This window comes from Streptomyces sp. NPDC002520 (genome assembly GCF_053595235.1).
In genome coordinates this window covers 1-25,735 of the sequence record NZ_JBSFXG010000039.1, presented here as the reverse complement: position 1 = coordinate 25,735, position 25,735 = coordinate 1, and the positions used below count along the sequence as shown (strand labels likewise).

Here is a 25,735-nt window from a genome sequence, read left to right as displayed (position 1 = left end):
TGCCTCCTTACGCGCCGTCAGCTATCCCGGCGATGTAATCCAACGAGTCCTCGGGGGAAAGGGCGTGGATCCGAAGGGAGTCGAAGGCCTCCGAGTAGGCCTGAAGGTCTTCTTTCCGTTCCAGGTAGAGGCTACTCGTCAACTGGTCGAGAACAACTACGTCCAGATCAGAAGTGCTCGGGAATGAGAAAATAACGAAAGCCCCGGTGAGGCCGATATGCGCGCCCGCGCCGAACGGCAGCACCTGGAGCCGGACTTGGGGCAGGTGCGCGGCCTCCTGCAGCCGGTGCAGCTGCCGTGCCATCACCTCCGGCCCGCCGACCTCGCGCCGCAGCACCGCCTCGTCCAGAACGGCGTCCAGCCGCAGCGGCGGATCGGTACGCAGCACGTCCTGCCTGGCCAGCCGCACCTCCACCAGTGCGTCCAGGCGCTCCTCGTCCGTGCCCTCCACCGCGGCCCGGGTCACCGCACGCGCGTACTCGGGCGTCTGCAGCAGACCCGGCACGACCGTGGTCTCCAGCGTGCGCATCCCGCTCGCCTGTGACTCCAGGCTGATGAAGTCCCGGTAGGTGGGCGGCAGCACCCCGCGGTAGGCGTGCCACCAGTGGTGCCGGTCCGCCGCGTCCTCCGAGCCCGCCAATATCATGAGCAGCTCGCGCAGTTGCCGGTCCCGCACCGCGTACGCGTCCAGGAGCACCCGCACGTCGGCCGGCTTCACCCCGCTGGCGCCGGTCTCGATGCGACTCACCTTCGACTGGTGCCAGCCCACCAGGCGGGCCGCCTCACCACTGGTGAGTCCCGCACCGGTGCGCAGCGTGCGCAGCTCGGCGCCCAGCTTGCGACGCCGCACGGCGGGACCATTCTGCATGGGTTCCTCCTTACTCCTTCCGGGCCTCCCAAATACGGTCTCTCGTCGCAGAGTTCACCGCTTTGGGCGACAGATATATGCATATCCCGGTGGATCGCTCCCCTGACACGCCCGGTAATGGCAGTCTGGCGAAGAAGCACCAGTGCGGGACCGTACTCGAACCATCCGCTCCTCGCCGGACCGCGGTTCCGTGGGAAAGGGACGACGTCGCCATGGCAGACCACCTGGAATCATCCGTCACTCTGCCGAGCGATCCCGCCTCGGTCTCCGCGGCCCGCTCCTACGTGGTGGGCACCCTCGTGGAATGGGGCCTGCCGTCGGACACCGAAGTCGCCGACACCGTGCGGCTCATCGTCTCCGAACTCGCCACCAACGCCGTACAGCACACCTTCGGTCAGTCACCCACCTTCACCGTCGACATCAGCCTGGACCGCGACGAGAACCTGCGCATCGGCGTGACGGACAGCCATCCGCGCCTCCCGAAGAGACTGCCCGCCGCCGTCCAGCAGGACAACGGACGCGGCATGGTCATCATCCGCTGGCTCACCGCCGAGTTCGGCGGCAAACTCCGTATCCGCCCCACCCGCGAGGGCGGCAAGACGGTCTCCATCGAACTCCCCTGGACCGTCCCGGCCGAGCCCCTCACGGCGGCAGGGCAGCAGGAGCCCTAGCCGTGCCGGTCCGCCGGCGGCCTCACGTTCCCGCGGCTCGTCCCGCCCGGCCGAACGCCCCCCGCAGCAGGGCCCGGAACGCGTCCGCGGCCGGAGCGACCTCGTCGACGCGGTGGGCGACCGAGATCGTCCGGCTCAGCAGGCCCGCCTCCAGCGCGCGCGTCCCGACCGGGGTGACCGCGGTCCGCGCCACCATCTCCGGTACGACCGCCACGCCCAGCCCGGCACTCACGAGCGCGCACACCACGGCGTAGCCGGGAGTCGGTACCAGCAGCGCCGGGGTCGCCCCCGCCCCGGCGAGCAGGGCCTCCACCGCGCGCCGGGCCTGCTGCCGCAGTTTCGTGCCCTCGGGCAGCCCCGCCCTGCCCAGGACGCTGCTGCTCGCGCTGATCGTCTGCACCCTGGCCCTGGTGTGGTTCCAGGCGGTGGCCCTGCTGGTGGACCGGCTCGGCCGCCGGCTGCGCCGCCCCCGGGCCGCCCGCGGACTCCAGGCGGGCACCGGGGCGGCACTGACGGCGCTGGGAGCGGCCCTGCTGATCGAGGCTCCTGGCCTGAGCCGGGGTCAGCCGACCCGGCCGTACCAGACGCCCCTGGTCCAGATCCTCTCGAGCTTCACCACGTCACCGGTCTTCGGGGCGTGCCAGATCTTCCCGTGACCGGCGTAGATGCCGACGTGGTAGACGCTGGAGCCCGAGTGGAAGAAGACCAGGTCACCGGCCCGGCGGCTGCCGGCCGAGATGTGACGCGTCTTGTTGTACTGCTGGGCCGCCGTACGCGGCAGGGTCTTGCCCGCCTTCTTGAACGAGTACAGCGTCAGGCCCGAGCAATCGAATCGGTACGGCCCGGTGGCCCCGTACCGGTACGGGGCGCCCTTCTTGGAGGCCGCGACCTGGAGCGCCTTCGTCGCCATGGTCGCGGCCGAGGCGTCGGTGGCAAGGCCCGGAACCGCGATCGAGCCGCCCACGGCGGCCAGGGTGAGCGCCGAGGCCGTGCCGGCCCGGGCCATCAGCGACGGGACACGATTGAGCGCAGTCATGCGCAACCCTTCGTCAGCCGCCTGTGAAGGATGACCTGTCGGATTCGGGCTGGCGAAGTAGCCCGGCCGCGTTACCGCGGCTTCACCCCAAGGGCTGCTCGGCACGGCCGTCCGTCGGTGACGAACGTCCGCTCCGGCGACCCGTCTTGCTCGGGTCCTCCACTCCTGCCGATCCACTCCGTCGACCGGTCATCCGGGCGGCGGCAGGACTCGGCGTCCACCCGGACCGCCCCGCCACTGCGGCGGGGGCTTGTCGTCAGTCAGGGATCTTCACTCACATCTGTCCGAAAATCCCAATGGAATCGGGGATTTGTGGCGTTACTCACCACTCAGCCGTTCGGGTGGAAGGCAGTGTGTTCGAAGCTCCGTCAGGTTTGGTGCACAGCCCCGGACCTGGGGCGGAGCGGCTGAAGTGTGAACACCGAAGCCGCGCGACGTGCAACTTGAGAGGGCCGGAAAAGGACACGGAGATACACCGGTCGGCGGTCCTTCGTTCGGCCCGTTTCGACTCCGGTCCGACCGGCCCCTCGACAGGGCGGCCGGACCGGACGGGCGTCCCGCCTCAGCCGACGCGGTCGGGCGGGAGCGTGACGCGCGCGGCGCGACGCTCACCGTCCAGCACCCGCAACGCCCGTGCCAGCGTGTCCCCGTGCAGCTCCGTCTCGCCCCGCTGGTGCATCAGCTCGAGCGCGTCGCGCAGTTCGGCCGCCTTGCGCACCAGGGCCTGCGCCGCGCGCAGTCCGCGGTAGGTGTCGCCGTCGCGGGCGGGATTGATCCGGCCCAGCAGGTCGACCGCCTCCAGGTAGCGGTCGATCAACTCGCCCTCGGCTCGCGTCAGCGCGGGCAGCGGCGGGAGTTCCTCGGGCAGCATGGACCGCTCACCTCGTCTCCGCCGCGCCGGACCCGTCCCCACGGCTCGACACGACGACGTCCACCAGCCCGTACGCCACCGCCCCGGGAGCGTCCAGTACGAGTTCGCGCTCCAGGTCCCGCTGCACCCGGTCGGCGTCGCGCCCGGTGTGCCGCACGAGCAGTTCCTCCATCAGAGTGCGCGCCCGGGTCAACTCCTCCGCCTGGATGAGGAGGTCGCTCGGCTGTCCGTGTGCCGGCCCGGGCAGCGACGGCTGTTCGAGTACGACGCGGGCGCCGGGCAGGGTGAACCGCTTGCCGGGTGTCCCGGCGGCCAGGAGCACGGCGGCCACGGCGGCGGCCTGGCCCAGACAGTAGGTCTGCACGTCGCAACTGACGTACCGCATCGTGTCGTAGACGGCGGTCATCGCCTGGAACGAGCCCCCGGGGCAGTTGAGGTACAAGGTGATGTCCCGGTCCGGGGCCGCGTGTTCGAGCTGCATGAACTGGGTGATGACGTCCGTGGCCGCCGTGTCGTCCAGCGGCGTCCCGAGGAAGACGATGCGGTTCTCGAACAGCTTCGAGTAGGGATCGAGCGTGCGGTGGCCCGTGTTCGTGCGCTCGGTGAACTCGGGCAGGACGTGACGCATGACGTGATGGGCGGACGGTCGGGTCATAGGCATACCCCTCCTCGCGACAGGGCCTCCGGCGGCCTCGCTTCTGTAAAAAATGTACAGGACGTACGTCACGTTAGAATGGGGGCATGGCCTACGAGATTCCGGTGACGCAAGCCAGGGCTGAGCTCGCCGACCTGATCAACCGGGTGGTGTACGGCGGCGAGCGTGTCGTGGTGACCCGGCACGGCAAGCCGTTGGTCGCGCTGGTCTCCGCCGACGACCTGGAGCGGCTCGAAGCGCTCGACGCGCAGGCCGAGGAGCAGGTGATCAGCTCCGTCTCCGGGATCCGCGAGGTCGCGCCCGCGGCTCAGGAGCGCCAGCGGTTCGGTATCGCGGCGGAGCATCGGAGGCCCGGCGCCTCGTAGTCGGCGGAATCTGACGTCACCTCAGCGCCGCGGCGTGTCGTCGGTATGGGCGAGCCCATGCCGCGGTCATGTGTTGATCAAGGTCTGGTTAACGTCGCTGAAACTCCGGCGAACTAGCCTGCCGATCCACGCCACCAGGGGATTTTCTGCCCGGGTTGAGCACCCTCGGGCCGTTTGTCTGTGTGTTACACCTGTCCCGTCGTGGTGGCCGCGGCAACCGGACCCCGCACGGTCCGGAGCAAGGACTGTGAGGTGGGACGTGCAACTGACCCCGCACGAACAAGAGAGACTGCTCATCCACGTGGCGGCCGACGTGGCCGAGAAGCGCAGGGCCCGCGGGCTCCGCCTCAACCATCCGGAAGCGGTCGCCCTCATCACGTCGCACATCCTCGAGGGCGCGCGGGACGGCCGGACCGTCGCCGAGCTGATGTCATCCGGCCGTAAGCTCCTCACCAGGGACGACGTCATGGACGGAATCCCCGAGATGATCCACGACGTCCAGGTCGAGGCCACCTTCCCGGACGGCACCAAGCTGGTCACCGTCCACGAGCCGATCATCTGAAGGGGGCCGTGATGATTCCCGGAGAGGTTCTGTTCGAGGACGACCCGATCGTCGTCAACGGGGGCCGCGAGGTCACCCGGCTCACCGTGCTCAACGCCGCCGACCGGCCCGTCCAGGTCGGCTCCCACTACCACTTCGCCGAGGCCAACCCCGGCCTGGAGTTCGACCGTGCCGCCGCCCGCGGCAAGCGGCTGAACGTCGCCGCAGGCACCGCCGTGCGCTTCGAGCCCGGCATCCCCGTCGCTGTCGAACTCGTCCCCCTCACCGGCGCCCGGATCGTGCCCGGACTGCGCGGCGAGATCGGAGGTGCCCTCGATGCCTGAGATCTACCGCGCCGCCTACGCCGACCTGTTCGGACCCACCACCGGCGACCGCGTCCGGCTCGCCGACACCGACCTGCTGATCGAGATCGAGGAGGATCGCTCCGGCGGCCCCGGAAACTCCGGCGACGAGGCGGTCTTCGGTGGCGGCAAGGTCATCCGCGAGTCCATGGGCCAGTCGCGGGCCACGCGCGCCGACGGCACCCCCGACACCGTCATCACCGGCGTCGTCATCGTCGACCACTGGGGCATCGTCAAGGCCGACGTCGGCATCCGGGACGGCCGGATCACCGGCATCGGCAAGGCCGGCAACCCGGACACCATGGACGGCGTGCACGCCGACCTCGTCATCGGCCCCGAGACCGAGGTCATCGCGGGCAACGGACGCATCCTCACCGCCGGCGCGATCGACGCGCACGTCCACTTCATCTGCCCGCAGGTCGCCGACGAGGCGCTGGCCTCCGGCATCACCACCCTGGTCGGCGGCGGCACGGGTCCGGCCGAGGGCTCCAAGGCGACCACCGTGACGCCGGGTCCCTGGCATCTCGCCCGGATGTTCGAGGCGATGGAGGCCTACCCCGTCAACGTCGGCTTCCTCGGCAAGGGCAACACCGTCTCCCACGAGGCGATGCTCTCCCAGATCCGGGGCGGCGCCGTGGGTCTGAAGCTGCACGAGGACTGGGGATCCACCCCGGCCGTCATCGACGCGGCGCTCACCGTGGCCGACCGCACCGGCATCCAGGTCGCCATCCACACCGACACCCTGAACGAGGCCGGTTTCGTCGGCGACACCCTCGCCGCGATCGCCGGCCGGGGCATCCACTCGTACCACACCGAGGGCGCCGGCGGCGGGCACGCGCCGGACATCATGACCGTGGTCTCACAGCCGAACGTGCTGCCCAGCTCCACCAACCCGACCAGGCCGTTCACCGTCAACACCGCCGAGGAACACCTCGACATGCTGATGGTGTGCCACCACCTCAACCCGGTCGTCCCCGAGGACCTGGCCTTCGCCGAGTCGCGGATCCGGCCGTCCACCATAGGCGCGGAGGACGTGCTCCACGACCTCGGCGCGATCTCGATCATCTCCTCCGACTCCCAGGCCATGGGTCGCGTCGGCGAGGTCGTCCTGCGCACCTGGCAGACGGCCCACGTCATGAAGCGCCGGCGGGGCGCGCTGCCGGGTGACGGGCGGGCGGACAACCGGCGGGTACGGCGGTACGTCGCCAAGTACACGATCAATCCCGCGCTCGCCCAGGGCCTCGCCGCCGAGATCGGATCCGTCGAGACCGGCAAGCTCGCCGACCTGGTGCTGTGGGAGCCCGCGTTCTTCGGGGTCAAGCCACTGCTCGTGCTCAAGGGCGGACAGATCGCCTACGCGCAGATGGGCGACGCGAACGCTTCGATCCCGACCCCGCAGCCGATCCTGCCCCGGCCGATGTTCGGCGCGATCGGGCGGGCCCCGGCCGCCAACTCCCTGAACTTCGTGGCCCCGTCGGCCATCGAGGACGGGCTGCCGGAGCGGCTCGGGCTCGGCAAGAGGTTCGCGGCCATCCGTTCGACGCGGGCGGTCACCAAGGCCGACATGCGGGAGAACGACGCGCTGCCGGACGTACGGATCGACCCCGACAGCTTCGCCGTGACCATCGACGGCGCGCTGGTGGAGGCCGAACCGGCCGTCGAACTGCCCATGGCCCAGCGCTACTTCCTCTTCTGATGTCCAGGGCCGCACTGCTCGTCCTGGCCGACGGCCGCTTCCCCGCCGGAGGGCACGCGCACTCCGGCGGGGCGGAGGCCGCCGTCAAGGCGGGCCGGATCACCTCCGCCGCGGACCTGGAGGACTTCTGCCGGGGACGGCTGCACACCGCCGGCCTGGTCGCGGCGGCCCTCGCGGCCGCCGCCGTACTCGGCGTGGATCCAAGGGAGTTGGACGCTGCGGCGGACGCCCGGACGCCGTCGCCGGCCCTGCGCGGAGCTGCGCGCAGGCTCGGCCGGCAGCTGATGCGGGCGGCGCGGGCGAGCTGGCCGTCCGGCGAACTGGCCGCGCTGGCACGGGAGTTCCCCAAGGGCGCCCACCAGCCGGTCGTGCTCGGTGTCGCCGCGCGGGCGGCCGGGCTCACGCCCGAGGACGCGGCGTACTGCGCGGTGTACGAGAGCGTGAGCGGGCCGGCCACGGCGACGGTGCGGTTGCTGAGCCTCGACCCGTTCGACGCGACGGGGGTGCTGGCCCGGCTGGCCCCGGAGCTGGATCGCGTGGTGGACCGTGCTGTGGAGGGGGCGCGGAGAGTGCTCGACGAAGGGGTCGACGCCCTGCCCGCAGCGTCGGGGCCCCTGCTGGAGATCGGGGCGGAGTGGCATGCGGGGTGGCCTGTGCGGTTGTTCGCGTCCTAGAGGTCGTCGGCGGGGCTGCCCGGGAGGATCGCCCCGCCGCCCTTACCCGTTCCCATCCCAGGGGCTGCCCCATCCCCAGGGGCTGCCCCATCCCCAGGGGGCTGCGCCCCTTCGACCCCGTCAGGGGGCTCTGCCCCCTGGACCCCCGATCGGCCCGGACGGCCTCGTCCTCAATCGCCGGACGGGCCGAACCATGCTGATCCTGGCCGAATCTGGAGCCGCTGTCATGCATCTCGATCACACCCACCACGGCCCCGGCGCCGTGAGCGCCGACGCCCGTCGCCCCGACGGCTCGCGCCGCGCCCTGCGCATCGGGCTCGGCGGACCCGTCGGATCCGGCAAGACCGCCACCGTCGCCGCGCTGTGCCGGGTGCTGCGCGAGGAACTGTCGCTGGCCGTCGTCACCAATGACATCTACACCCGCGAGGACGCGGAGTTCCTGCTCCGGGAGGCCGTGCTGCCGCCCGAGCGGATCACGGCCGTGGAGACCGGAGCCTGCCCGCACACCGCGATCCGCGACGACATCTCCGCCAACCTCGAAGCCGTGGAGGACCTGGAGGACGCGGTCGGGCCGCTGGATCTGATCCTCGTGGAGTCCGGTGGGGACAACCTCACCGCGACCTTCTCCAAGGGGCTCGTGGACGCTCAGATCTTCGTCATCGACGTGGCCGGCGGTGACGACATCCCGCGCAAGGGCGGGCCCGGCGTCACCACCGCCGACCTGCTCGTCGTCAACAAGACCGACCTCGCGCCGTACGTCGGCTCCGACCTCGCCCGGATGGCCGCCGACGCGAAGGCGCAGCGCGCCGAACTTCCCGTCGTGTTCCAGTCGTTGCGCGGCGAGCGGGGCGTCGCGGAGGTGGCCGCGTGGGTGCGCGAGCGGCTGGCCGCGTGGACGGCATGACGGCGACGGGCGTCCGCGACAAGGGCGCGACCGGGGCCCGCGACACGGCTGTGACCGGGGTCCGCGACACGAATGCGAATGTCCGCGGCGCGGGCGGCGCGGGCGGCAGCGGCGTCCGGGCGCGGGCGCGGATCGTCGCTCGTGCCGACGGGCGCGGCGGCACCGCGCTGCCCGTGCTGGACGGCGACGGACCGCTCGCACTGCGCCGCACCCGGGCGAGCGGTGCCGAGGCGCGGGTCATGGTGGTCGGCGCGATGAGCGGGCCGCTCGGCGGTGACCGTTTCTCGGTCGAGGCGCGGGCGGAGGAGGGGGCGCGGCTGCACATCGGATCGGCCGCCGCCACCATCGCCCTGCCCGGACAGGCCGGGGGAGAGGCACGCTACGACGTACGGCTCGACGTGGCCGACGGGGCCGAACTGCGCTGGCTGCCCGAGCAGCTGATCTCGGTCGCCGGCAGCGAGCTGTACGTCACGACGCGGGCCGAACTCGGCGCAGGGTCCCGGCTGGTGCTGCGCGAGGAGCAGGTGCTCGGGCGGGTCGGGGAGGAGCCCGGGAGGCTCGGCAGCCGGCTCACGGTACGGGTCGCGGGCCGGACCGTGCTGGACCAGGAGCTGTCCTGCGGCCCCGGCGCGCCGGGCGGCTGGGACGGGCCCGCGGTGCTCGCGGGACACCGATCGGCCGGACAACTGGTCGTCGTACGGCCCGAGTTCGGCGAGCGACCGCCTGCCGCACGGATGCTGGGGGAGTGCGCCGCGCTGGTGCCGCTCGCCGGGCCCGCCGTCCTCGTCAGCGCCGTCGCCCCCGACGCGCTGAGGCTGCGAAAGTTGCTGAACGAGGCGTTGACTCTGCTGTCCTGACGGGGCCGCCGAGGTGATGTTCCGTTCAGCGGGACGTGATCAACCGTTTATCGGATTGGTAAAGAAGGTCAACGACCCCTGTTCTCAGACTGCCCACAGCCGCGAGGATCCCCGAGACATTCACAACGATGTACGGGGAGGGCCCACTTGAGGGACATCAGACCCAAGAATCGTGTGCTGGCGCTTGGTTCGGCCGGTGCGCTCGTCACCGCGACCCTGATAGCCGGCGCCGTGTCGGCGCCCGCGGCCAGTGCCAGCGCCGGTCACGGCCAGGACCTCGCGGCCCGCGGCGCCGCGATCGCCGCCGCGCGTGCCGAGAAGGCGGGCATCGACTGGCAGGACTGCCCCACCGGCTGGGGCCTGGCGAAGCCGATCCAGTGCGGCTGGGTGAGCGTGCCGCTCGACTACACGAAGCCGGACGGCAAGCAGATCAAGCTCGCCGTCGACCACATCGGCAACACCGGCACCCCGGCCGAGCGCCAGGGCGCCCTCATCTACAACCCCGGCGGTCCCGGTGGCTCCGGCCTGCGCTTCCCGACCCGGGTCACCAACAAGAACCCCGTCTGGGCCAACGTGGCGAAGGCCTACGACTTCGTGGGCTTCGACCCGCGCGGCGTCGGCCACTCCGCGCCGATCTCCTGCATCGACCCGCAGGAGTTCGTCAAGGCGCCCAAGGCCGACCCGGTGCCGGACTCCGGGGCCGACAAGCTCGCGCAGCGCAAGCTGGCCCGCGAGTACGCGGACGGCTGCTACGAGCGCAGCGGCGAGATGCTGCCCCAGATGACCACGCCGAACACCGCGCGCGACCTGGACGTCATCCGCGCCGCGCTCGGCGAGAAGAAGATCAACTACCTGGGTGTCTCCTACGGCACCTACCTGGGCGCCGTCTACGGCACCCTCTTCCCGGGCCACATCCGGCGCATGCTCGTCGACAGCGTGGTCGACCCGGCGCGCGACAACATCTGGTACGAGGCCAACCTCAACCAGGACGTCGCGTTCGAGGGCCGCTGGAAGGACTGGGAGGACTGGGTCGCCGCCAACGACGCCACCTTCCACCTCGGCACCACCCGTGACGCCGTGCAGGCCCAGTGGCTCAAGGTCCGGGCCACCGCGAAGAAGAGCCCCATCGGCGGGGTCGTCGGCCCGGCCGAGCTGATCTCCTTCTTCCAGAGCGCGCCGTACTACGACTCCACGTGGGTGTCGATCGCCACGGTGTTCAGCAAGTACGTCGCCGGTGACACCCAGGCGCTGGTCGACGCCGCGGCCCCCGACATGTCGGACACCGCGGGCAACATCTCCTCGGAGAACGGCAACGCCGTCTACACGGCCGTCGAGTGCACCGACGCCAAGTGGCCCACCAGCTGGGAGCGCTGGGACCGGGACAACACCCGGCTCAACAAGGACTACCCGTTCATGACCTGGGCCAACGCGTGGATGAACCTGCCCTGCGCGACCTGGCCGGTCAAGCAGCAGACCCCGGTCGACGTCCGCACCGGCAAGGGCCTGCCGCCGGTGCTCATCGTGCAGTCCACCCGTGACGCCGCCACCCCGTACGCCGGCGCCGTCGAACTGCACAAGCGCTTCAAGGGCTCCCGTCTGATCACCGAGAAGGACGCGGGCTCGCACGGTGTGACCGGCCTGGTCAACCCGTGCATCAACCAGCGCGTCGACGCCTACCTGGTCAACGGCCAGCTGGACACCTCCGACGTGACCTGCACGCCGCACGCGACGCCCAAGCCGTAACCGCACCTCACCCGTCGCGGCGAGGGGCGGGCCGGGATCCCCCGGCCCGCCCCTTCGCGGCCGCCGTACGTCAACTCAGCGGCGCCCGGGGAAACCTGCGTTCACTCTTCGCCGTCGCCTGCTCCGCCTTCACGACCGCCGCGTACTGGTCGACGTACTCCTGCTCGGACAGCGTCAGGATGGCGTACATGATCTCGTCGGTGATGGCCCGCAGCACGGCCTTCTCGTGCTCCATGCCCGCGTAGCGGGAGAAGTCGAGCGGCTTGCCGAAGCGGATGACGACCGGGTGGATGTTCGGGATGACCTTGCCCGGCGGCTGCGCCTCGAAGGTGCCGATCATCGCGCAGGGCACGACCGGCACCCCGGCCCGCAGCGCCATCACGGCCACCCCGACCTTGCCCTTGTAGAGCCGCCCGTCGTGCGAGCGGGTCCCCTCCGGGTAGATGCCCAGCAGCTCGCCCTTGCTCAGGACGCCGAGGCCCTCGCGGATCGCGGCCGCCCCCGCCTCCTTGCCGGAGCGGTCCACCGGGATCTGGCCGGCGCTGCGGAAGAAGAACGCGGTCAGCCGGCCCTTGAGGCCCGGCCCGGTGAAGTACTCCGCCTTGGCGAGGAAGGTGATGCGCCGCTTCAGGATCGCCGGCATCAGGAAGTGGTCGGAGAAGGACAGGTGGTTCCCGGCGACGATCGCCGCACCCGACGCCGGCACGTTCTCCAGCCCCTCGATCCGGGGCCGGAAGACCAGTCTCAGCAAGGGGCCCAGCACCACGTACTTGAGCAGGTAGTAGAACACGGCTCGCTCCTCACTCTACCGGCTCCACTTGAAACCGGTGTTTTACCAGTTCACCGCAAGGATCATGGACGCGGGCTGATGTGCACCTGTCGTCATCTGTAGCCATGTTCGGGCGGTCTCATGCTGCCCCTTCGCCGAGTTGGCTGATGGACAGTCACAGCCGTGGCGGCGAGGGCTACTGCGAGCTTAGCCCGGCCTTGCTGAGCCGGCTGCGGACCGTAGCGGCCGGGACTCCGCAGGCGTGGGCGATCCGGTCGTAGGGCCTGACCTCAGTGGAGAAGTGGCGCGGCATCAACGGCGGACGGAGCGCCGGGGGAGAGTTGCTCCGCGGCTGCCGCATCAGACCTCGTGGTCCGGCCCCGGTTCCGGGAAGCTCAGCGCCACCGCGCGCATGCCCGCGCGGCGGCGTTCGGGCAGCAGCCCGGGGCGGCGGCCCCACCCGGCCGCGCGGCACGGGCGAGCGCCGCGTCCTCGATGCGCGTGGCCCCTGCCGTCGTCACGGTCATGAGGTCCCCTCGGCGGCGGAAGCGGTGGCGCCGGAACATGCGACAGCGTCCCCCGCCGGCTCGTCATCGCGACGCCCGGGCCAGATCAGCCGGAGTTCCTTGACCTTCCTGTCCTCGCGGAACATGAGCCAGGCGATGTTCGGCGGACAGGGGTCGGTGGTGTCGGCGGGGTTCTTGAGGTCCATTTCCCAGATGGTGATGGAGCGGCTGGCCACCACATGCCGCACGCTCTGGTGCACCCCCTTCTCCAGGGTCTGCCGCAGGACCGGGGTGGGATGGGTGTGTTCCCCCGGTGTGCTGAGCCGGCCCACGAGCCGGGACTCCGCCGGCCACAGTTCGGAGATGTCCTGGGGCAGCGTGCCACGCTCGGAGGCATCCAGGGTCGCCACGGCCTCGTGCCGGCTCTCCTCGCTGAGGACGGAGGCGTCGTCGTGCGCGTGCGTGGCCGTCGACAGCAGGGACCGGGCCATCCTCCCCTTGGCCTGGTTGAGGCGGCTGCGTACGGTGCCGACGGGTATCTCGCAGGCGGCGGCGATCTCCTCGTAGGAGTCGAGGCTGCTGAAGTGCCGGAGCATCGTCACCACCCGCAGGTGCGGCGGCAGTTCCTCCACGGCGTACCAGATCCAGTCCCGCAGCGCGTGCTGCTCGATGAGCTGCTCCGGCTGCGCCGGGCCGTTCTCGCGCGGACAGTGGTCGAGGCCGTCCAGGCCGAGGGTCTCCCTGGTGGCGCGCAGCCGCATGCGGGCGGCGTTGCGCACGATCGCCCGCAGCCACGCTCCCACGGACGAGGGATCTCGTACGGCGCCGATGCGCTGCAGCGCGGTCAGCGCGGCGTCCTGCACCGCGTCCTCCGCGTCCGGGCCGCAGCCGAGCAGGCTCAGCGCCACCGCCCGCATCGCCGCCTGATGGCGGACCAGCAACAGACCGAGGGCCGCGGTCTCACCGGACTGGGCCCTGCGGGTGAGTTCCTCATCCGTGGGGGGACCGAGAAACACCATGAAATGAACGCCTCCGTACGGACGCATCGCGAACTGTGTGTGGGGACTGTCGCAAAGGCAGGTACGCCGGGAAAAGAACCCCGGCGTACCTTTTGAAGAGTCTTTCCCGCTGGTCGAAGAACCTTCCCGCTACGCCTCCTCGCCGAGCTCCGGCAGCCAGCTGCCGTGGAAACCGGCCGGGACGGCGTACGGCAGTTCCACCACCGCCTGCTCGGAGAGGTCCTTGGCGTCGAGGACGAGCAGTTCCCCGGCGTGGCCGTCGTCGTTCGAGATGAGCGACAGGAGCCAGCCCTCGTCCTCGCTCCCGCCGTCCGGCGCCGGGACGAACACCGCCTCACCCGCGTAGCGGGCGCCGGGCGTCGCGTGGACCTGGCCGGTCCGGCCCATGAGGTCGTGCTTGGCGATGCCGTCGCCCGAGACCGTGTACAGGTAGCGGTTCTCGCGGCCGGTCAGGGTCTCGTTGTGGGTGGGGAACTCGGCTTCCCTGTCGTCCAGTTGGGACTCGGTGACGCGGCCGGTGGCCGGGTCCAGAGTCCAGCGGTACAGCACGGCGGGCACCTGGGAGTGGCCCGGTTCCGGCGCGACGGCGGGGCCGGTGGCCCCGCCGATGTCGCCCCAGGAGCGCCGGAAGCCGGCGTCGTCGTAGCGCACCGCGTCGAGGACGATCCGCCCCTGTGCGTCCTCGAAGGCGTTGCCGACGTGGAAGACGTAGCAGGGGTCGATGTCGTACCAGCGCACATCGGTGCTGCCGGGCGTGCGGGACATGATGCCGAGCCGCGCCCCGTACGTGTCGTCCCACTGGAAAGGCATGCCGCCGAGCCCGGCGAGTTCGGGCCGGAAGACCACGGGCAGGTCCATCCAGACGATGTGGTGCTCGGTGATGGCGAAGTCGTGCATCATCGTCGGGCCGGGCACCTCGATCGGCCGGCTGTCGAGCAGCTCACCCTGCGCCGTGACCCGGTGGTAGGTGAGGTAGGGCGGGGCGTAACCGATGCCGAACAGGTGGAGTTCGCCGGTTACCGGGTCCTCCTTGGGGTGGGCGGTCATCGCCGTCGTGAGCCGCCCGCGGAAGTCGTACGGTCCGACGGTCTCCAGCGCGGGGGTGACCCAGTAGGGGAGGCCGTTCTCGCACAGCGCCAGCACGGTGTCCGCGTGCCGGATGACATGGGTGTTGCCGGGCGTCACGGCCAGGTCGATGGTGCCGTCCTCGCGGACGAACGGGTGTCCTTCGAGCTTCCGGGTGCGGACCCACCGGTTGCGGTACCACTCGGCGCGTCCGCCGCGCAGCCGGATGCCGTGGAGCATGCCGGGGCCGGTGAACCAGTGCCCGTCGTCCTCGCCGGGCAGCGGGTTGGGACCGTTGCGCAGATAGCGTCCGTCCAGTTCCGGCGGCAGCGAGCCCCGTACGGTGAGGTCGGCGGCGCTGTGCTCCTCGGGGACCGGGGCGAAGCGGCCTCGGAGGTAGAGGGGGAGGGTGGTCTGTTCGGTCATGGTGCTTTCCTTGTCAGGCCGGCGCCGTGGTGCCGGCCGGGTCCGTTGATCAGGTCCGGGGCGGTTGCGGCGGCCGAGTACCGAGGCCGCCTGTGGTGAACGGTCAGACCGTGGTCGCCGAGGCGGCCTGCTCGATGAAGGCGGCGACCTCGGCGGGCTCGGCGACGGAGACGGCGAGCGTGCTCACGTCGGCGTGGTTGCCGGCACGGACTTCGTGCGAAACGCACGGGACGGATCACTGGGGTACGGACGTCATCCCCTGTGACTCCAGCAGGCGCCGCTGGGCCCGCTCGGGGTACACCTTCGTGAAGATGATCGGGGCGACGAGGCCGATGACGTGCGCGGTGATGCCCACCCACGCCGGGGCGTCCACCGCGTTGCCGATGGCCAGGGTGACCGCGATGAAGGTGAAGCCGGCGCCCCAGGCGCTGGTGATGTGGTTGTTGACCTGGATGAACTCCGGCATGCCCCAGTACTCGCGCGGCGTCTGGCGCTTGGCGATGCCCAGCGTGAACGGGTGGCGGATCGCCAGGGATCCCCAGGCGGTGGCGCCCAGCCAGACGAACGAGAGGACGTCGGTGTGGTCCTTCAGCGTCGAGTCCGGGGCCGCGACCGAGACGGCGCCGATCACGACGAAGTACACGATGGTGCTGGCCTCGAGGATCAGAGCGTCGAGATCGACCCCCCGACGGAGGTCCTGGAGCAGGAGCAGCAGCCCCGAGACGAGACCGCTGATCGCACCCCAGCGCCAGTCGACGAAGCCCGACACGACACCGGCGACGATCCAGGGGACGAAGCCGCGCAGGTAAGCCATGAAACCCATTGAGTGTTCCTTGCTGAGTCAATTGGACGGCGGGGGAGGGTGGTTGCTCCGCCGCCGGGTGATGTACCGACGCGGACTAGATGCAGGGCGAGCGCCGAAGTTCGAAGATGGGAGTGTGACCCTCACCACAATCGGTTTCGGTGGCCTCCACCTCTGCCCGTACACGGCTCACGGCTGGCTCGACTGCCCACTGACGGCCGGTGTTCGATTGCCGTCGCGGCGATCACCGGCCCGGCGCTGTGGGCCGTCTACGCCATGGAGAACATCAGTGTGACGACAGGTCCTGGCCCCGGCCTCGTGGCCCACCGGGCGTTGGCCTCATCCCAGATCTCGTCGGTGACGCCCTGCGCACCGTCCCGGAGGCGGGTGGCGGCCTCGGCCGGCGCCAGGGCCGCGCGCTCTGCGTCGGTGCAGAACGGGGTGCCACTACCTGAGCAGGTAATAGAACACGACCGGCCCCACACTCCACCTGTCCGCCACTGCCGTCATCTGTAACCCTGTTTGCTCAGGGGCATGTGTAACCCTGTTCGGCCGGTGCCGCGCCGACAAGGTGCCTCGCAGTGACAATGAGCGTTCTCACAGGATGAGAAGGGGGTGTGCGCGGGAGCCGTCGATACGGCACGGTCGTGGTCTCGTGCGAGGCGGGAAGGCCCGTCCACGCCGGCGCCCGCGCCCGGCGCGTCCCACTGCGCACGGGAACCGCTGATCCTGTGGGCAGGCCGAGGGAGGCTTCGTGGCAACAGCGATCCCCTATGGTGCGGGCCGGCCCGGCGCGTCGCCGGGAGTCTCGTTCCAGCGTGGTCTCAACGTGCTGATCACCGTGGCCGAGTCGGGCGAGGCCCGGGTCGAGAAGATCGCCGAGGACGTCGGCATCCCGGTGAGCACCGTCTACCGGTATCTGCGCACCCTGCGCGAGCTGGACCTCGTGGAGGAGCGCGCGGGCACCTACGCACCCGGCTGGCGGCTGCTGGAACTCTCCGGCCAGCACCTCACCCACACGCGCCTGGTCGAGCTGGGCCACGCGCTGCTCCAGGAGCTGACGGACACGACCGGCGAGACGGCCGTACTGACGGTACGGGTCGGCGCCCAGGCCATGTGCCTGCGTCAGACGCAGTCGTCCCACCCGATCCGGATGGCCTTCCGCATCAACCAGCTGCTGCCGCTGTACGCCGGAGCAGGTCAGCGCGTGCTGCTGGCCCATGCGCCGCGCACCGTCATCGACCACGTCCTGCAGCAGCCGCTGCGCACCATCACCACCCGCACCCTGGGGCGGGCCCAGCTGGCCGGCGAGATCGAACAGATCCGGCGGCGCGGATTCCTCGTCACCAGGGGCGAACTGAGCGAGGGCGCAGTGGCGGTGGCGGTGCCCGTCGTCGCGGGCGGCGAGGTGCTGTGCGCGCTGACCGTGGCCGGGCCGGAGAACCGGTGCGGCTCGGCCTGGCGCCGGCACGCACGGAGCCGGCTGCAGGCGGCAGGGCTGCGGCTCGGCGAGATCCTGGAGCATCGCGCGACGCCGCTGCCCACCGGGTGAACGGGTCGCGGCACCGCGGCCCGTCAGGTGAACACCGCGCCGCGTCGCTGCCCACCGGGTGAACAGCTCGCGGCACCCCCGGCCCGTCAGGTGAACACCGCGCCGCTGCCCACCGGGTGAGCAGCGGCGCCGCGCGTGCTCGCGGGGCGGTGTCCCCGCTGTGTCTCAGGCCGGGGTGATCCGCACCGGCAGGTGCTTCCAGCCCCGGAGCGTGTTGTGCAGGAACGGCACCGGCTCACCCGTGAGTTCGACCGTGCGCACCCGCCGGGCCAGCTCGCTGAAGAGCACGTCCATCTCGAGCCGGGAGATCGGCTGCCCCACGCACTGGTGGATGCCGATGCCGAACGCCAGGTGTCCGGAGGCGTCCCGCTCGATCCGGTAGGCGTCGGCGTCGTCCCCGAACCGGCGCGGGTCGCGGTTCGCCGCTCCCATGAACAGTGCGATCTTGGTGTCCTCGGCCAGGCGCACCCCCAGGAGATCCGTCTCGCGCGCGGTGGTGCGGAAGAACGACTGGAACGGGGACTCGAAGCGCAGCGCCTCGTCGACGGCGAACCGCGCGAGCGCGGGGTTGTGGTGCAGCGCGGCCCACTCGGGGGCGTTGGTGACCAGGCACTTCATGGTGTTGCCGATGGCCAGCACGGTCGTGTCCAGGCCCGCCGAGAGCAGTGCGCGTACCAGGCGGGTGGCCTCGTCCGGGGTGATCACGCCTTGGTCGGCGTAGTCCCAGATCCTGGCGCCGAGGCCGTCCGGGGTCAGGTTCTCGCGGGCGCAGTTGCTCATCACCCAGTCCACGGTCCCCTCACCGGCGGCGAAGTACGCGTCGTAGCGGGCGTCCTCGGGGCCGAACGCGGAGAAGTTCATGGCACCGTGCGGGAGGAGGTTCTCGGCACGTCCGTCGCGGGGGATGCCGACCGCGTTGCCGAACACCTCGATCGGGAACTGCTCGGCCAGTTCCGTGATCGCGTCGAACTCGCGCTGGTCCAGGAGCCGGTCCACGAGGTGCTCCGCGAACTCCTGGAACGCGGCCCGCAGCACCCGGACGTTGCGGGGGGAGATGACCCCGGCCATCGCGGTCCGCAGCGGGGTGTGCATGGGCGGGTCGGAGTCGAGGATGCCCGCGGGACGCCACGGCGGCTGGTGGTGGTAGTTGCGCGGCCCGACCCCGGCCCCGGAGATGAACGTCTCGTGATCGGCCAGGATCTGCCGGCACTCCTCGAACCGGGTGAAGGCGTGGACCTCGTACTTGTCCAGCCACACCGCCGGCCCGGCGTCGCGCATACGGGCGAACAGCGGATAGGGATCGCTCAGGTTGGCGTCGTCGTACGGGTCGTCCGGGACGGACGTGACGAGGGCTTCGGCGGTGCTGGTCATCGGGGCCCCTCGGGTGAGTGCGGGTGGTCGGCGCGGACACACGGGTGGTGAGCGTGTGCGCGGGCGGGCCGGGTGCGCCGGCCGGCCTGCCCGGGAACCGTAGGGCGGCGCCGGGGATCCGGGACACGGCCGTTATCGCCTGCTGAGAATGGCCGTTGCCGCGCCCTGGGCGCCCTTTGCACGATGCGGACGATCACGGGCGCCGGGACAGGTGCCCGGCACAGGCCGAGTTCGAAGACGGAGGAGCCATGTCGGCGCAGCAGTTCGTGACCGTCACGGTCGAGGAGGTGACGGCGGAAGCGACGGGTGTCGTCTCCCTCGTCCTGGCGGCGCGCGGCGGCCGGGTCCTGCCCCGGTGGACACCGGGGGCCCACATCGATGTCGTGCTCTCCCGGGATCTGATCCGGCAGTACTCCCTGTCGTCGGCCCCGGACGAGGAACGCTGGCGGATCGCGGTCCTGCGCGAACCCGACGGGCGCGGCGGCTCGGCCCACCTGCACGACCGTGTCCGCGCGGGGGACAACCTGCTGGTGAGCACCCCCCGCAACACCTTCCCGCTGGATCTCGGGGCGGAGCGCTACGTCCTGGTCGCCGGGGGCATCGGGATCACGCCCCTGCTGCCCATGGCAGCCGCGCTCGAGGCCGCCGGAAGGCAGTGGAGCCTGCTGTATCTGGGGCGCGCCGCCGCCTCCATGGCGTTCACCGAGGAGCTGGCCCGGTACGGGGACAAAGTGACGTTCCACCGCGACGACGAGTCGGGCATCGTCGACGTCGCGGCCGAACTCGACCGGCGGGGAGCGGCGCACGCCAGCGTGTACGCGTGCGGTCCGGCCGGACTGCTCGCCGCCGTCGAGGGCTACGCCGAGGCCCGGCCCGGCAGCCGGCTCGTGCTCGAACACTTCACCGCCGCCCCCGACGCCCGGGGCCGAGCGGACGACCGGCCGTTCACGGTGGAGACCCGCGACGGCCGCGAGATCAGGGTCGGCGCGGACCAGTCGATCCTCGACGCGCTCTCGGCGGCAGGCGTGCGGTCGCTCAGCTCCTGCCGGGAGGGCGTGTGCGGGACCTGCGAGACCGGGGTGCTCGCGGGCGAACCCGACCACCGGGACCGGGTGCTCGGCGACGAGGAGCGCGCCGCGGCCGACACGATGATGATCTGCGTCTCGCGGTGCCGCGGCGAGCGACTGGTCCTCGACGTGTGACTCCCCGCCGACCGGCGCAACCCGCGCGACCACAGCCGCCGTTCCGCACGCGAGGCGCGCCGGACACGCGTGCACCGGGCCCTCGGAGCGCGGATTCTCACCGGCTGAGAACGACTCGTTGGCGTTGATCGGTTGCCGCCCTAACTTCCAGGCACCGACCCGGAGTGGCGCGCACCGGGCACTGCGGAGCGCGGCACGGGGCCGGTCGACAGGGCCGCCGTGCCGGCCGCTGCACCGCAGCGAGCGGACCGCGCGCGCCGAGGACTTCGACAGGAGCCGCCCATGCCTCTCACCCGCCGTCCCGGCGCGACCCGTGTCGCGCTCGCCGCGGTCACCGCCGGCGCCTTCCTACTGACCGCCTGCGGCTCAGGAACGAACACCGTGGCGAACCAGGACGCCGCCGCCACGAGCGCGCCGCTGCACGCGCTCCTGAACAAGGCGGCACCGGGCAGGACGACCCTTCAGGTCGCCAGCAACATCGAGTACCCGCCGTTCGAGTCCTACGCGGCCGACAACACGACGGTGCAGGGCATCGACCGCGAACTCGCCGACGAGTTCGAGAAGCTGCTGGGCGTCAAGCTGGTCTTCCGCAACACCACCTTCGACGCGATCATCCCCGGTCTGGTCTCCCACCGCTACGACATGGCGATGTCGGCGATGTCCGACACCGTCGAGCGGCAGAAGCAGGTCGACTTCGTCGACTACTTCAAGGCGGGCGGCGGCATCATGGTGCCCAAGGCGGACCCCCACAAGGTGTCCGGGCTCGACGACCTGTGCGGGCTGAAGGTGGCCATCGACAAGGGCACGACCGAGGTGCAGGACGGTCAGGCACAGAGCGCGAAGTGCCGCAAGAACGGCAAGCCCGCGCTGGCGATCTCCATCTACCCCGGGCAGAACCAGATGGTCCTCGCCCTGCAGAGCGGACGAGCGGACGCGGCCCTGATCGACTCGACGGCGGGCGGCTACGTGGCCAAGCAGACCGGCGCCTTCACCATGCTCCCGCCCTACGAGAACGGCCGCTTCGGCATCGTCTTCCGCAAGGGCGACCGCGAGCTGGAACAGGTCTTCTCCAAGGCGCTCGAACGCCTCGCCAAGGACGGCATCTACCAGCGGATCCTCGCCAAGTACGGCCAGAACACCGGAGCGGTGGACAGCTTCCCGGTCAACGGGGTGACGTCATGAGCGGCCAGGAGCTCCCCGGGCCGGCGAAAACCGCCGAGCGCGACGGCGACGTGGTGGTCCCCGCCCGCCACCCCGGACGCCTCCTCGCCCTGCTCGGCCTCGCCGTGCTCGCCGCCATGGCCCTGCACCTGCTCGTCACGAACGAGCGACTCCAGTGGCCGGTGGTGTGGCAGTACCTGTTCTCCGCGCCGATCCTCACCGGCGTCGTCCGCACGCTCGAACTCACCGCCATCGCCATGGTGATGGGGCTCGTGATCGGCATCGTGGTCGCGGTCGGACGGCTCTCGCCCAACCCGCTCCTGGCCAAGGTGGCCTGGCTGTACTCGTGGTTCTTCCGCGGGACGCCGCTGCTCGTGCAACTGCTCTTCTGGTTCTACCTCTCGGCGCTCCTGCCCCGGATCTCCGTCGGGATCCCGTTCGGGCCGGAGTTCGCCTCGGCCGGCACCAACACCCTGATCACCCCCTTCCTCGCGGCCGTCCTGGGGCTCGGCCTGAACGAGGGCGCGTACATGAGCGAGATCGTGCGCTCCGGCATCCTCGCCGTGCCGCGCGGCCAGATCGAGGCGGGACAGGCGATCGGCATGAGCCGGGGCGCGGTGATGCGCCGCGTCGTACTGCCCCAGGCCATGCGCGTGATCATCCCGCCCACCGGCAACGAGACGATCGGCATGCTGAAGTACACCTCTCTGGTGCTGGTGATCGGGTACGCCGAACTGCTCACCTCGGCGTCCCTGATCTACTCCCGTACCTTCCAGACCATCCCGCTGCTGATCGTCGCGGCGCTGTGGTACCTGGCGATCACCGCGGCGCTCTCCGTCGCGCAGTACTACGTGGAACGGCACTTCGGGCGTGGCTTCCAGATCACCACGGCACGCCGTTCCCGGCCCTCGCGGCTGCTGCGCGGTCAGCCCGCCTCCGCCGCCGGAGCCGTCGACGCCGCCGAAGCCCCCTCGTCGCTGCGGAGCGCCTCATGAGTGAGCCCATGTTCGAAGCCGAACGCGTGCGCAAGTCCTTCGGTCAGGCCGAGGTGCTGCGCGGGGTGAGCATGCGGGTCGCCCGCGGCGAGGTGGCGTGCCTGCTCGGCCCTTCCGGCTCGGGCAAGTCGACCTTCCTGCGCTGCATCAACCACCTGGAGAAACTCGACGCCGGGCACATGTGGGTCGACGGGGACCTCGTCGGATACCGCCGTGCCGGGCACCGGCTGCACGAGCTGCGCGATCGCGAGGTGGCGCGCCGCCGGGCCCGGATCGGGATGGTGTTCCAGCAGTTCAACCTCTTCCCGCACCGCACCGCGCTCGAGAACGTGCTGGAGGGCCCGGTCGTCGTCAAGGGCGTGCGCCGGCGGGACGTGCTGGACGAGGCGCACGAACTGCTGGAGCGGGTGGGGCTGGCCGGCAAGGCGCGGCACTACCCCGGCCAGTTGTCCGGCGGGCAGCAGCAGCGCGTGGCGATAGCCCGTGCGCTGGCCATGCGTCCCGCGCTGATGCTGTTCGACGAGCCCACCTCCGCCCTGGACCCGGAACTCGTCGGCGAAGTCCTCGACGTGATGCGCGACCTGGCGGAGGGCGGCATGACGATGATCGTGGTGACCCACGAGATGGGCTTCGCGCGCGAGGTCGCCGACACCGTGCACTTCATGTCCGACGGCGTGCTCGTCGAGAGCGGTGCGCCCGGCGAGGTCCTCGGCAACCCTCGGCAGGACCGCACCCGCACCTTCCTGTCCAAGGTCCTGGCGTGACGGCCCGGCAGGGGCGGCCTGTCGGCGAGGCGGCGCCATGACGCCACGCCCGCGCCGGGAAGTGCTGCGGCTCCCGGCCTACGGCAGCGGCAGGGCCGGGGCCGAGCCGACGCACCGGCTGGGTTCCAACGAGTCGCCGTTCGCGCCGTCGGCCGCGGTGCGGGCCGCGATCGCCGCGAGTGCCGGTGCCGCCCACCGCTACCCGCCGCTGCGGCCGGCCGCACTCGAGACGCGCCTCGCCGACCACCTGGGGGTCGACCCGGAGCAGGTGCTCGTCGGCGGCGGCTCGATCGCGGTGCTCGAACAGCTGGTGCGCGCGTTCGCCGGGCCCGGGGACCGGGTCGCCTACGCGTGGCGCAGCTACGAGGCCTATCCCATCGTGATCGGCGCCGCCGGCGCGAGCCCGCTGGAGGTACCGCTGCACGACGCGGCGCTCGACCTCACCGCGCTCGCGGCCGCGCTGACGCCACAGGTGCGCATGGTCGTCGTCTGCAACCCGAACAACCCGACCTCGACCGTGCTGCCGCCGGGCGCCCTGGCCGAGTTCGTGGCCGCCGTACCGGACGACGTCCTGGTCCTGGTCGACGAGGCCTACCGCGAGTTCGTGCCGGCGGGCGCGACCGACGACGGGGTGCGGCTGCGGCGGGCACATCCCAACGTCGCCGTGCTGCGGACCTTCTCCAAGGCCTACGGCCTCGCCGGGCTGCGCGTCGGCTACTGCGTCGCCGACGCCGCGGTGGTCGACGCCGCCCGGCGCGTCGCCCTGCCGTTCACGCTCAGCGCGCCCGCGCTCGCCGCCGCGCTGACGGCCCTGGACGAACCCGACCTGACGGCGCAGCGGGTACGGCGTCTCACCGGCGCACGCGACCGGCTCGTCGCGCAGGTGCGCGCCTCGGGCCTGGACGTGACCGACTCCGGGACCAACTTCGTCTGGCTGCCGCTCCGGGGCGACGCCGCGACGGAGTTCGGGCAGCGGTGCGCGCACGCGGGCATCGGCGTACGGGTGTTCCCGGGCGAGGGCGTACGGATCACCGTCGGGGACGAGGCCGCCAACGCCGCCGTGATCGCCGCGGCACGGCAGTGGTCGTCATCATGTGCACAGACGATGTCGCCCCGAGTGGCGACTCGTGCAACCAGTGTCAGGAGGAACCCATGACCGAGCCAGTGACCTTGGGCGCGTCGCCCGTCTCGCTCGACGACCTCGTCGCCGTCGCGCGCGCCGGTCGCCGGGTTGACGTCGGCGAGGCAGCGGCCTCGGCCATGCGCGCCAGTGAGGAGTGGGTCGGCTCGATCATCGAGGACATGAGCGCCGGCAAACCGGTGGACCCGATCTACAGCATCAACACCGGATTCGGCTCACTGGCCGGCCGGCAGGCGTTCGGCACCGCCGAGGACGCCGCCGAGCTGTCCCGCAGACTGATCGTCTCCAACGCCAGCGGCGTGGGCCGCTACCTGGACCAGGAGGTCGTCCGCGCCGCCATGCTGATCCGGGCCGCGAGCCTGACCCGGGGATACTCGGCGGTCCGGCCCGAACTGCCCGAGGCCCTCGCGCGCATGCTCACCGCCGGCGTGCACCCGGCGGTCCCGGAGTACGGCTCGCTCGGCGCCAGCGGTGACCTCATCCCGCTCGCCCACCTGGCCATCGTGCTGTCCCGTCCGGCGGGCAAGGACGAGGAACTCGACAGCGGCGAGGCGTTCTGGGACGGCGAGCTCATGAGCGGGGTCGAAGCCATGCGCCGCGCCGGGCTCGAGCGGATCACGCTGCGCGCGAAGGAGGGACTCGCCCTCACCAACGGCACCTCGTTCTCCACGGCCCAGGTGGCCCTCGCCCTCGCGGACGCCGAGAACCTGCTCGCCACCGCCGAGATCACCGCGGCGATGTCCATCGAGGCCCTGATGGGCTTCGGCGACGCGTTCCTCCCGCAGATCCACCAGGCCCGCGGCCACCGAGGCCAGATCGAATCCGCCGCCCGCATCCGGCAACTGCTCGGCGACAGCGCCCTGATCGACGGCGACGCGGACCGCGACCCGGCCAGGCGGCCGCCCCAGGACGCCTACTCGCTGCGCTGCACCCCCCAGGTGCTCGGCCCCGTCCGCGACACCCTGCGGTTCCTGCGCGGCATAGTCGAGACCGAGATCAACGCGGCCACCGACAACCCCCTGGTGTTCCCGGACCTGCCGGCCGGCCGTACCCTCAAGGCCGTCTCCGGCGGCAACTTCCACGCCGAGTACCTCGCGTTCGCCGCGGACTTCCTCGCCATCGCCGTCACCGAGATCGGCAGCATCGCGGAGCGCCGGCTGTTCCGGCTCGACGACGGTTCGCTCAACCGCGGGCTGCCCGACATGCTCGTCGCGAGCCGGCAGGTGGGCATGGACTGCGGGTACATGCTGCCGCAGTACCTGGCGGCCGCGCTCGTGTCGGACTGCAAGACCCTGGCCCACCCCGACAGCGTCGACTCGATCCCGACCTGCGCGAACCAGGAGGACCACGTCTCGATGGCGAACAACGCCGGCCGGCACGCCCGGCAGGTGGTCGCCAACATCGAGGCCGTCATCGGGATCGAGCTGCTGATGGCCGCGCAGGCACTCGAACTGCGCCTGGCCGAACAGGGCGCCGACCACTCGGTGCTGTCCGCCGCCTCCCGCGCGGTCCTCGACATGGTGCGCACGACCCGGTCCGCGGACGGGCGGCCCATCGACCACATCACGCAGGACGTCGTCATGTACCCGAGGGTCCGCGCGGCCATCGATCTCGTGCACCGCGGCGCCGTCGTCGAGGCCGTCCGGGCCGTGCACCCGGACGAACCGGCGTGAGCGGCCGTACACGGTGAGAGGGGTGGGGGCGGCCACCGGCCGCCCC

The 25,735-nt window shown here is 71.4% G+C and carries 26 protein-coding genes and 3 pseudogenes; 17 read left to right on the top strand and 12 right to left on the bottom strand.

What is annotated here, in order from left to right; translation table 11 throughout:
- Positions 1 to 7: 7 nt before the first annotated feature.
- On the bottom strand, positions 8 to 868 hold the full coding sequence (locus tag ACWD5D_RS36425) for a helix-turn-helix domain-containing protein (RefSeq protein WP_451377079.1): 861 nt from the start codon (positions 866 to 868) through the stop codon (positions 8 to 10).
- Positions 869 to 1,080: 212 nt separating this feature from the next.
- Here ACWD5D_RS36425 and ACWD5D_RS36420 point away from each other — a divergent pair, with 212 nt between their 5' ends.
- On the top strand, positions 1,081 to 1,539 hold the full coding sequence (locus ACWD5D_RS36420; RefSeq protein ID WP_451377078.1) for an ATP-binding protein: 459 nt from the start codon (positions 1,081 to 1,083) through the stop codon (positions 1,537 to 1,539).
- Positions 1,540 to 1,561: 22 nt separating this feature from the next.
- On the opposite strand, the pseudogene ACWD5D_RS36415 reads toward ACWD5D_RS36420, so the two are convergent.
- Positions 1,562 to 1,861, bottom strand: a pseudogene (locus ACWD5D_RS36415) (LysR family transcriptional regulator substrate-binding protein); the annotation flags it as partial.
- Between the two features lie 16 nt (positions 1,862 to 1,877).
- Here ACWD5D_RS36415 and ACWD5D_RS36410 point away from each other — a divergent pair.
- Positions 1,878 to 2,075 (top strand): annotated as a pseudogene (locus ACWD5D_RS36410) (LysE family transporter); the annotation flags it as partial.
- A gap of 26 nt (positions 2,076 to 2,101) precedes the next feature.
- Here ACWD5D_RS36410 and ACWD5D_RS36405 read toward each other — a convergent pair.
- The 3 genes from ACWD5D_RS36405 to ACWD5D_RS36395 all read right to left on the bottom strand — a co-directional run bounded on the left by ACWD5D_RS36405 (position 2,102) and on the right by ACWD5D_RS36395 (position 4,101).
- Positions 2,102 to 2,575, bottom strand: coding sequence for a C40 family peptidase (locus ACWD5D_RS36405; RefSeq protein ID WP_451377077.1), 474 nt, complete (start codon positions 2,573 to 2,575; stop codon positions 2,102 to 2,104).
- Between the two features lie 562 nt (positions 2,576 to 3,137).
- Positions 3,138 to 3,446, bottom strand: a complete 309-nt coding sequence (locus tag ACWD5D_RS36400) for a hypothetical protein (RefSeq protein WP_451377076.1) — start codon at positions 3,444 to 3,446, stop codon at positions 3,138 to 3,140.
- 7 nt (positions 3,447 to 3,453) lie between these two features.
- Positions 3,454 to 4,101 carry an ATP-dependent Clp protease proteolytic subunit gene (locus ACWD5D_RS36395; RefSeq protein ID WP_451377075.1) on the bottom strand — a complete coding sequence of 216 codons (648 nt, stop codon included), beginning with the start codon at positions 4,099 to 4,101 and terminating at the stop codon, positions 3,454 to 3,456.
- 86 nt (positions 4,102 to 4,187) lie between these two features.
- Here ACWD5D_RS36395 and ACWD5D_RS36390 point away from each other — a divergent pair, with 86 nt between their 5' ends.
- From ACWD5D_RS36390 to ACWD5D_RS36355, 8 genes are all read left to right on the top strand, one after another.
- Positions 4,188 to 4,466 carry a type II toxin-antitoxin system Phd/YefM family antitoxin gene (locus ACWD5D_RS36390; protein WP_451377074.1) on the top strand — a complete coding sequence of 93 codons (279 nt, stop codon included), beginning with the start codon at positions 4,188 to 4,190 and terminating at the stop codon, positions 4,464 to 4,466.
- Between the two features lie 259 nt (positions 4,467 to 4,725).
- Positions 4,726 to 5,028, top strand: a complete 303-nt coding sequence (locus ACWD5D_RS36385; RefSeq protein ID WP_451377073.1) for an urease subunit gamma — start codon at positions 4,726 to 4,728, stop codon at positions 5,026 to 5,028.
- 11 nt (positions 5,029 to 5,039) lie between these two features.
- On the top strand, positions 5,040 to 5,351 hold the full coding sequence (locus tag ACWD5D_RS36380) for an urease subunit beta (protein WP_451377072.1): 312 nt from the start codon (positions 5,040 to 5,042) through the stop codon (positions 5,349 to 5,351).
- Complete coding sequence (locus tag ACWD5D_RS36375; RefSeq protein WP_451377071.1) at positions 5,344 to 7,065, top strand: urease subunit alpha; 1,722 nt, start codon at positions 5,344 to 5,346, stop codon at positions 7,063 to 7,065. Before ACWD5D_RS36380 ends, ACWD5D_RS36375 begins: the two co-directional genes overlap by 8 nt.
- Positions 7,065 to 7,739, top strand: coding sequence for an urease accessory protein UreF (locus ACWD5D_RS36370; protein ID WP_451377070.1), 675 nt, complete (start codon positions 7,065 to 7,067; stop codon positions 7,737 to 7,739). Before ACWD5D_RS36375 ends, ACWD5D_RS36370 begins: the two co-directional genes overlap by 1 nt.
- A 226-nt stretch (positions 7,740 to 7,965) precedes the next feature.
- A complete protein-coding gene (gene ureG / locus ACWD5D_RS36365) occupies positions 7,966 to 8,643 on the top strand; it encodes an urease accessory protein UreG (protein WP_451377069.1) in 678 nt (225 codons plus the stop codon).
- The gene (locus ACWD5D_RS36360) at positions 8,607 to 9,500 is read left to right on the top strand and encodes an urease accessory protein UreD (protein ID WP_451377068.1); all 894 of its coding nucleotides are present in this window, start codon (positions 8,607 to 8,609) and stop codon (positions 9,498 to 9,500) included. Before ureG ends, ACWD5D_RS36360 begins: the two co-directional genes overlap by 37 nt.
- Positions 9,501 to 9,647: 147 nt before the next feature.
- The gene (locus ACWD5D_RS36355; RefSeq protein WP_451377067.1) at positions 9,648 to 11,243 is read left to right on the top strand and encodes an alpha/beta hydrolase; all 1,596 of its coding nucleotides are present in this window, start codon (positions 9,648 to 9,650) and stop codon (positions 11,241 to 11,243) included.
- Between the two features lie 70 nt (positions 11,244 to 11,313).
- Here the strand turns inward: ACWD5D_RS36355 and ACWD5D_RS36350 are convergent, their stop codons facing one another.
- The 6 genes and pseudogenes from ACWD5D_RS36350 to ACWD5D_RS36325 form a co-directional block, all read right to left on the bottom strand.
- Positions 11,314 to 12,033 (bottom strand): lysophospholipid acyltransferase family protein, encoded by a 720-nt coding sequence (locus ACWD5D_RS36350; RefSeq protein WP_451377066.1) that lies wholly within the window; start codon positions 12,031 to 12,033, stop codon positions 11,314 to 11,316.
- Positions 12,034 to 12,407: 374 nt separating this feature from the next.
- Positions 12,408 to 12,539, bottom strand: coding sequence for a hypothetical protein (locus ACWD5D_RS36345; protein ID WP_451377065.1), 132 nt, complete (start codon positions 12,537 to 12,539; stop codon positions 12,408 to 12,410).
- The gene (locus ACWD5D_RS36340) at positions 12,536 to 13,537 is read right to left on the bottom strand and encodes an RNA polymerase sigma factor (protein WP_451377064.1); all 1,002 of its coding nucleotides are present in this window, start codon (positions 13,535 to 13,537) and stop codon (positions 12,536 to 12,538) included. Before ACWD5D_RS36340 ends, ACWD5D_RS36345 begins: the two co-directional genes overlap by 4 nt.
- 129 nt (positions 13,538 to 13,666) lie before the next feature.
- Positions 13,667 to 15,028: a carotenoid oxygenase family protein gene (locus ACWD5D_RS36335; RefSeq protein WP_451377063.1), complete on the bottom strand. Its 1,362-nt coding sequence runs from the start codon at positions 15,026 to 15,028 to the stop codon at positions 13,667 to 13,669.
- A gap of 235 nt (positions 15,029 to 15,263) precedes the next feature.
- Entirely contained in the window at positions 15,264 to 15,851 is a 588-nt protein-coding gene (locus ACWD5D_RS36330; protein ID WP_451377062.1) for a hypothetical protein, read from the bottom strand.
- Between the two features lie 314 nt (positions 15,852 to 16,165).
- Positions 16,166 to 16,273 (bottom strand): annotated as a pseudogene (locus tag ACWD5D_RS36325) (carboxymuconolactone decarboxylase family protein); the annotation flags it as partial.
- A gap of 311 nt (positions 16,274 to 16,584) precedes the next feature.
- Between ACWD5D_RS36325 and ACWD5D_RS36320 the strand changes: the two are divergent.
- Complete coding sequence (locus ACWD5D_RS36320; RefSeq protein ID WP_451377061.1) at positions 16,585 to 17,382, top strand: IclR family transcriptional regulator; 798 nt, start codon at positions 16,585 to 16,587, stop codon at positions 17,380 to 17,382.
- A gap of 165 nt (positions 17,383 to 17,547) precedes the next feature.
- Here ACWD5D_RS36320 and ACWD5D_RS36315 read toward each other — a convergent pair whose 3' ends face one another.
- Complete coding sequence (locus ACWD5D_RS36315; protein WP_451377060.1) at positions 17,548 to 18,753, bottom strand: cytochrome P450; 1,206 nt, start codon at positions 18,751 to 18,753, stop codon at positions 17,548 to 17,550.
- Positions 18,754 to 19,001: 248 nt separating this feature from the next.
- On the opposite strand from ACWD5D_RS36315, the gene ACWD5D_RS36310 reads away from it, so the two are divergent.
- The 6 genes from ACWD5D_RS36310 (at position 19,002) to ACWD5D_RS36285 (ending at position 25,689) form a co-directional block, all read left to right on the top strand.
- On the top strand, positions 19,002 to 19,955 hold the full coding sequence (locus ACWD5D_RS36310) for a PDR/VanB family oxidoreductase (RefSeq protein WP_451377059.1): 954 nt from the start codon (positions 19,002 to 19,004) through the stop codon (positions 19,953 to 19,955).
- 282 nt (positions 19,956 to 20,237) lie between these two features.
- Positions 20,238 to 21,137 (top strand): ABC transporter substrate-binding protein, encoded by a 900-nt coding sequence (locus tag ACWD5D_RS36305; protein ID WP_451377058.1) that lies wholly within the window; start codon positions 20,238 to 20,240, stop codon positions 21,135 to 21,137.
- Positions 21,134 to 22,111 carry an amino acid ABC transporter permease gene (locus tag ACWD5D_RS36300; protein ID WP_451377057.1) on the top strand — a complete coding sequence of 326 codons (978 nt, stop codon included), beginning with the start codon at positions 21,134 to 21,136 and terminating at the stop codon, positions 22,109 to 22,111. The genes ACWD5D_RS36305 and ACWD5D_RS36300 overlap by 4 nt, the downstream gene beginning before the upstream one ends.
- An 8-nt stretch (positions 22,112 to 22,119) precedes the next feature.
- Positions 22,120 to 22,875, top strand: a complete 756-nt coding sequence (locus ACWD5D_RS36295) for an amino acid ABC transporter ATP-binding protein (RefSeq protein WP_451377134.1) — start codon at positions 22,120 to 22,122, stop codon at positions 22,873 to 22,875.
- Positions 22,876 to 22,912: 37 nt separating this feature from the next.
- Positions 22,913 to 24,031 (top strand): histidinol-phosphate transaminase, encoded by a 1,119-nt coding sequence (locus tag ACWD5D_RS36290; protein WP_451377056.1) that lies wholly within the window; start codon positions 22,913 to 22,915, stop codon positions 24,029 to 24,031.
- Entirely contained in the window at positions 24,028 to 25,689 is a 1,662-nt protein-coding gene (locus ACWD5D_RS36285; protein WP_451377055.1) for an HAL/PAL/TAL family ammonia-lyase, read from the top strand. The genes ACWD5D_RS36290 and ACWD5D_RS36285 overlap by 4 nt, the downstream gene beginning before the upstream one ends.
- The last annotated feature ends 46 nt before the right edge of the window (positions 25,690 to 25,735 follow it).

What these genes read in the sequence shown, in the direction of transcription:
- ACWD5D_RS36330 (WP_451377062.1), bottom strand. Translation starts at nt 15,851, where the DNA reads ATGGGTTTCATGGCTTACCTGCGCGGCTTCGTCCCCTGGATCGTCGCC.
- ACWD5D_RS36310 (WP_451377059.1), top strand. Translation starts at nt 19,002, where the DNA reads ATGTCGGCGCAGCAGTTCGTGACCGTCACGGTCGAGGAGGTGACGGCG.
- ACWD5D_RS36295 (WP_451377134.1), top strand. Translation starts at nt 22,120, where the DNA reads ATGTTCGAAGCCGAACGCGTGCGCAAGTCCTTCGGTCAGGCCGAGGTG.
- ACWD5D_RS36375 (WP_451377071.1), top strand. Translation starts at nt 5,344, where the DNA reads ATGCCTGAGATCTACCGCGCCGCCTACGCCGACCTGTTCGGACCCACC.
- ACWD5D_RS36305 (WP_451377058.1), top strand. Translation starts at nt 20,238, where the DNA reads ATGCCTCTCACCCGCCGTCCCGGCGCGACCCGTGTCGCGCTCGCCGCG.
- ACWD5D_RS36290 (WP_451377056.1), top strand. Translation starts at nt 22,913, where the DNA reads ATGACGCCACGCCCGCGCCGGGAAGTGCTGCGGCTCCCGGCCTACGGC.
- ureG (WP_451377069.1), top strand. Translation starts at nt 7,966, where the DNA reads ATGCATCTCGATCACACCCACCACGGCCCCGGCGCCGTGAGCGCCGAC.
- ACWD5D_RS36420 (WP_451377078.1), top strand. Translation starts at nt 1,081, where the DNA reads ATGGCAGACCACCTGGAATCATCCGTCACTCTGCCGAGCGATCCCGCC.
- ACWD5D_RS36390 (WP_451377074.1), top strand. Translation starts at nt 4,188, where the DNA reads ATGGCCTACGAGATTCCGGTGACGCAAGCCAGGGCTGAGCTCGCCGAC.
- ACWD5D_RS36315 (WP_451377060.1), bottom strand. Translation starts at nt 18,753, where the DNA reads ATGACCAGCACCGCCGAAGCCCTCGTCACGTCCGTCCCGGACGACCCG.
- ACWD5D_RS36425 (WP_451377079.1), bottom strand. Translation starts at nt 868, where the DNA reads ATGCAGAATGGTCCCGCCGTGCGGCGTCGCAAGCTGGGCGCCGAGCTG.
- ACWD5D_RS36395 (WP_451377075.1), bottom strand. Translation starts at nt 4,101, where the DNA reads ATGACCCGACCGTCCGCCCATCACGTCATGCGTCACGTCCTGCCCGAG.
- ACWD5D_RS36335 (WP_451377063.1), bottom strand. Translation starts at nt 15,028, where the DNA reads ATGACCGAACAGACCACCCTCCCCCTCTACCTCCGAGGCCGCTTCGCC.
- ACWD5D_RS36340 (WP_451377064.1), bottom strand. Translation starts at nt 13,537, where the DNA reads ATGGTGTTTCTCGGTCCCCCCACGGATGAGGAACTCACCCGCAGGGCC.
- ACWD5D_RS36345 (WP_451377065.1), bottom strand. Translation starts at nt 12,539, where the DNA reads ATGACCGTGACGACGGCAGGGGCCACGCGCATCGAGGACGCGGCGCTC.
- ACWD5D_RS36285 (WP_451377055.1), top strand. Translation starts at nt 24,028, where the DNA reads ATGACCGAGCCAGTGACCTTGGGCGCGTCGCCCGTCTCGCTCGACGAC.
- ACWD5D_RS36370 (WP_451377070.1), top strand. Translation starts at nt 7,065, where the DNA reads ATGTCCAGGGCCGCACTGCTCGTCCTGGCCGACGGCCGCTTCCCCGCC.
- ACWD5D_RS36405 (WP_451377077.1), bottom strand. Translation starts at nt 2,575, where the DNA reads ATGACTGCGCTCAATCGTGTCCCGTCGCTGATGGCCCGGGCCGGCACG.
- ACWD5D_RS36380 (WP_451377072.1), top strand. Translation starts at nt 5,040, where the DNA reads ATGATTCCCGGAGAGGTTCTGTTCGAGGACGACCCGATCGTCGTCAAC.
- ACWD5D_RS36300 (WP_451377057.1), top strand. Translation starts at nt 21,134, where the DNA reads ATGAGCGGCCAGGAGCTCCCCGGGCCGGCGAAAACCGCCGAGCGCGAC.
- ACWD5D_RS36400 (WP_451377076.1), bottom strand. Translation starts at nt 3,446, where the DNA reads ATGCTGCCCGAGGAACTCCCGCCGCTGCCCGCGCTGACGCGAGCCGAG.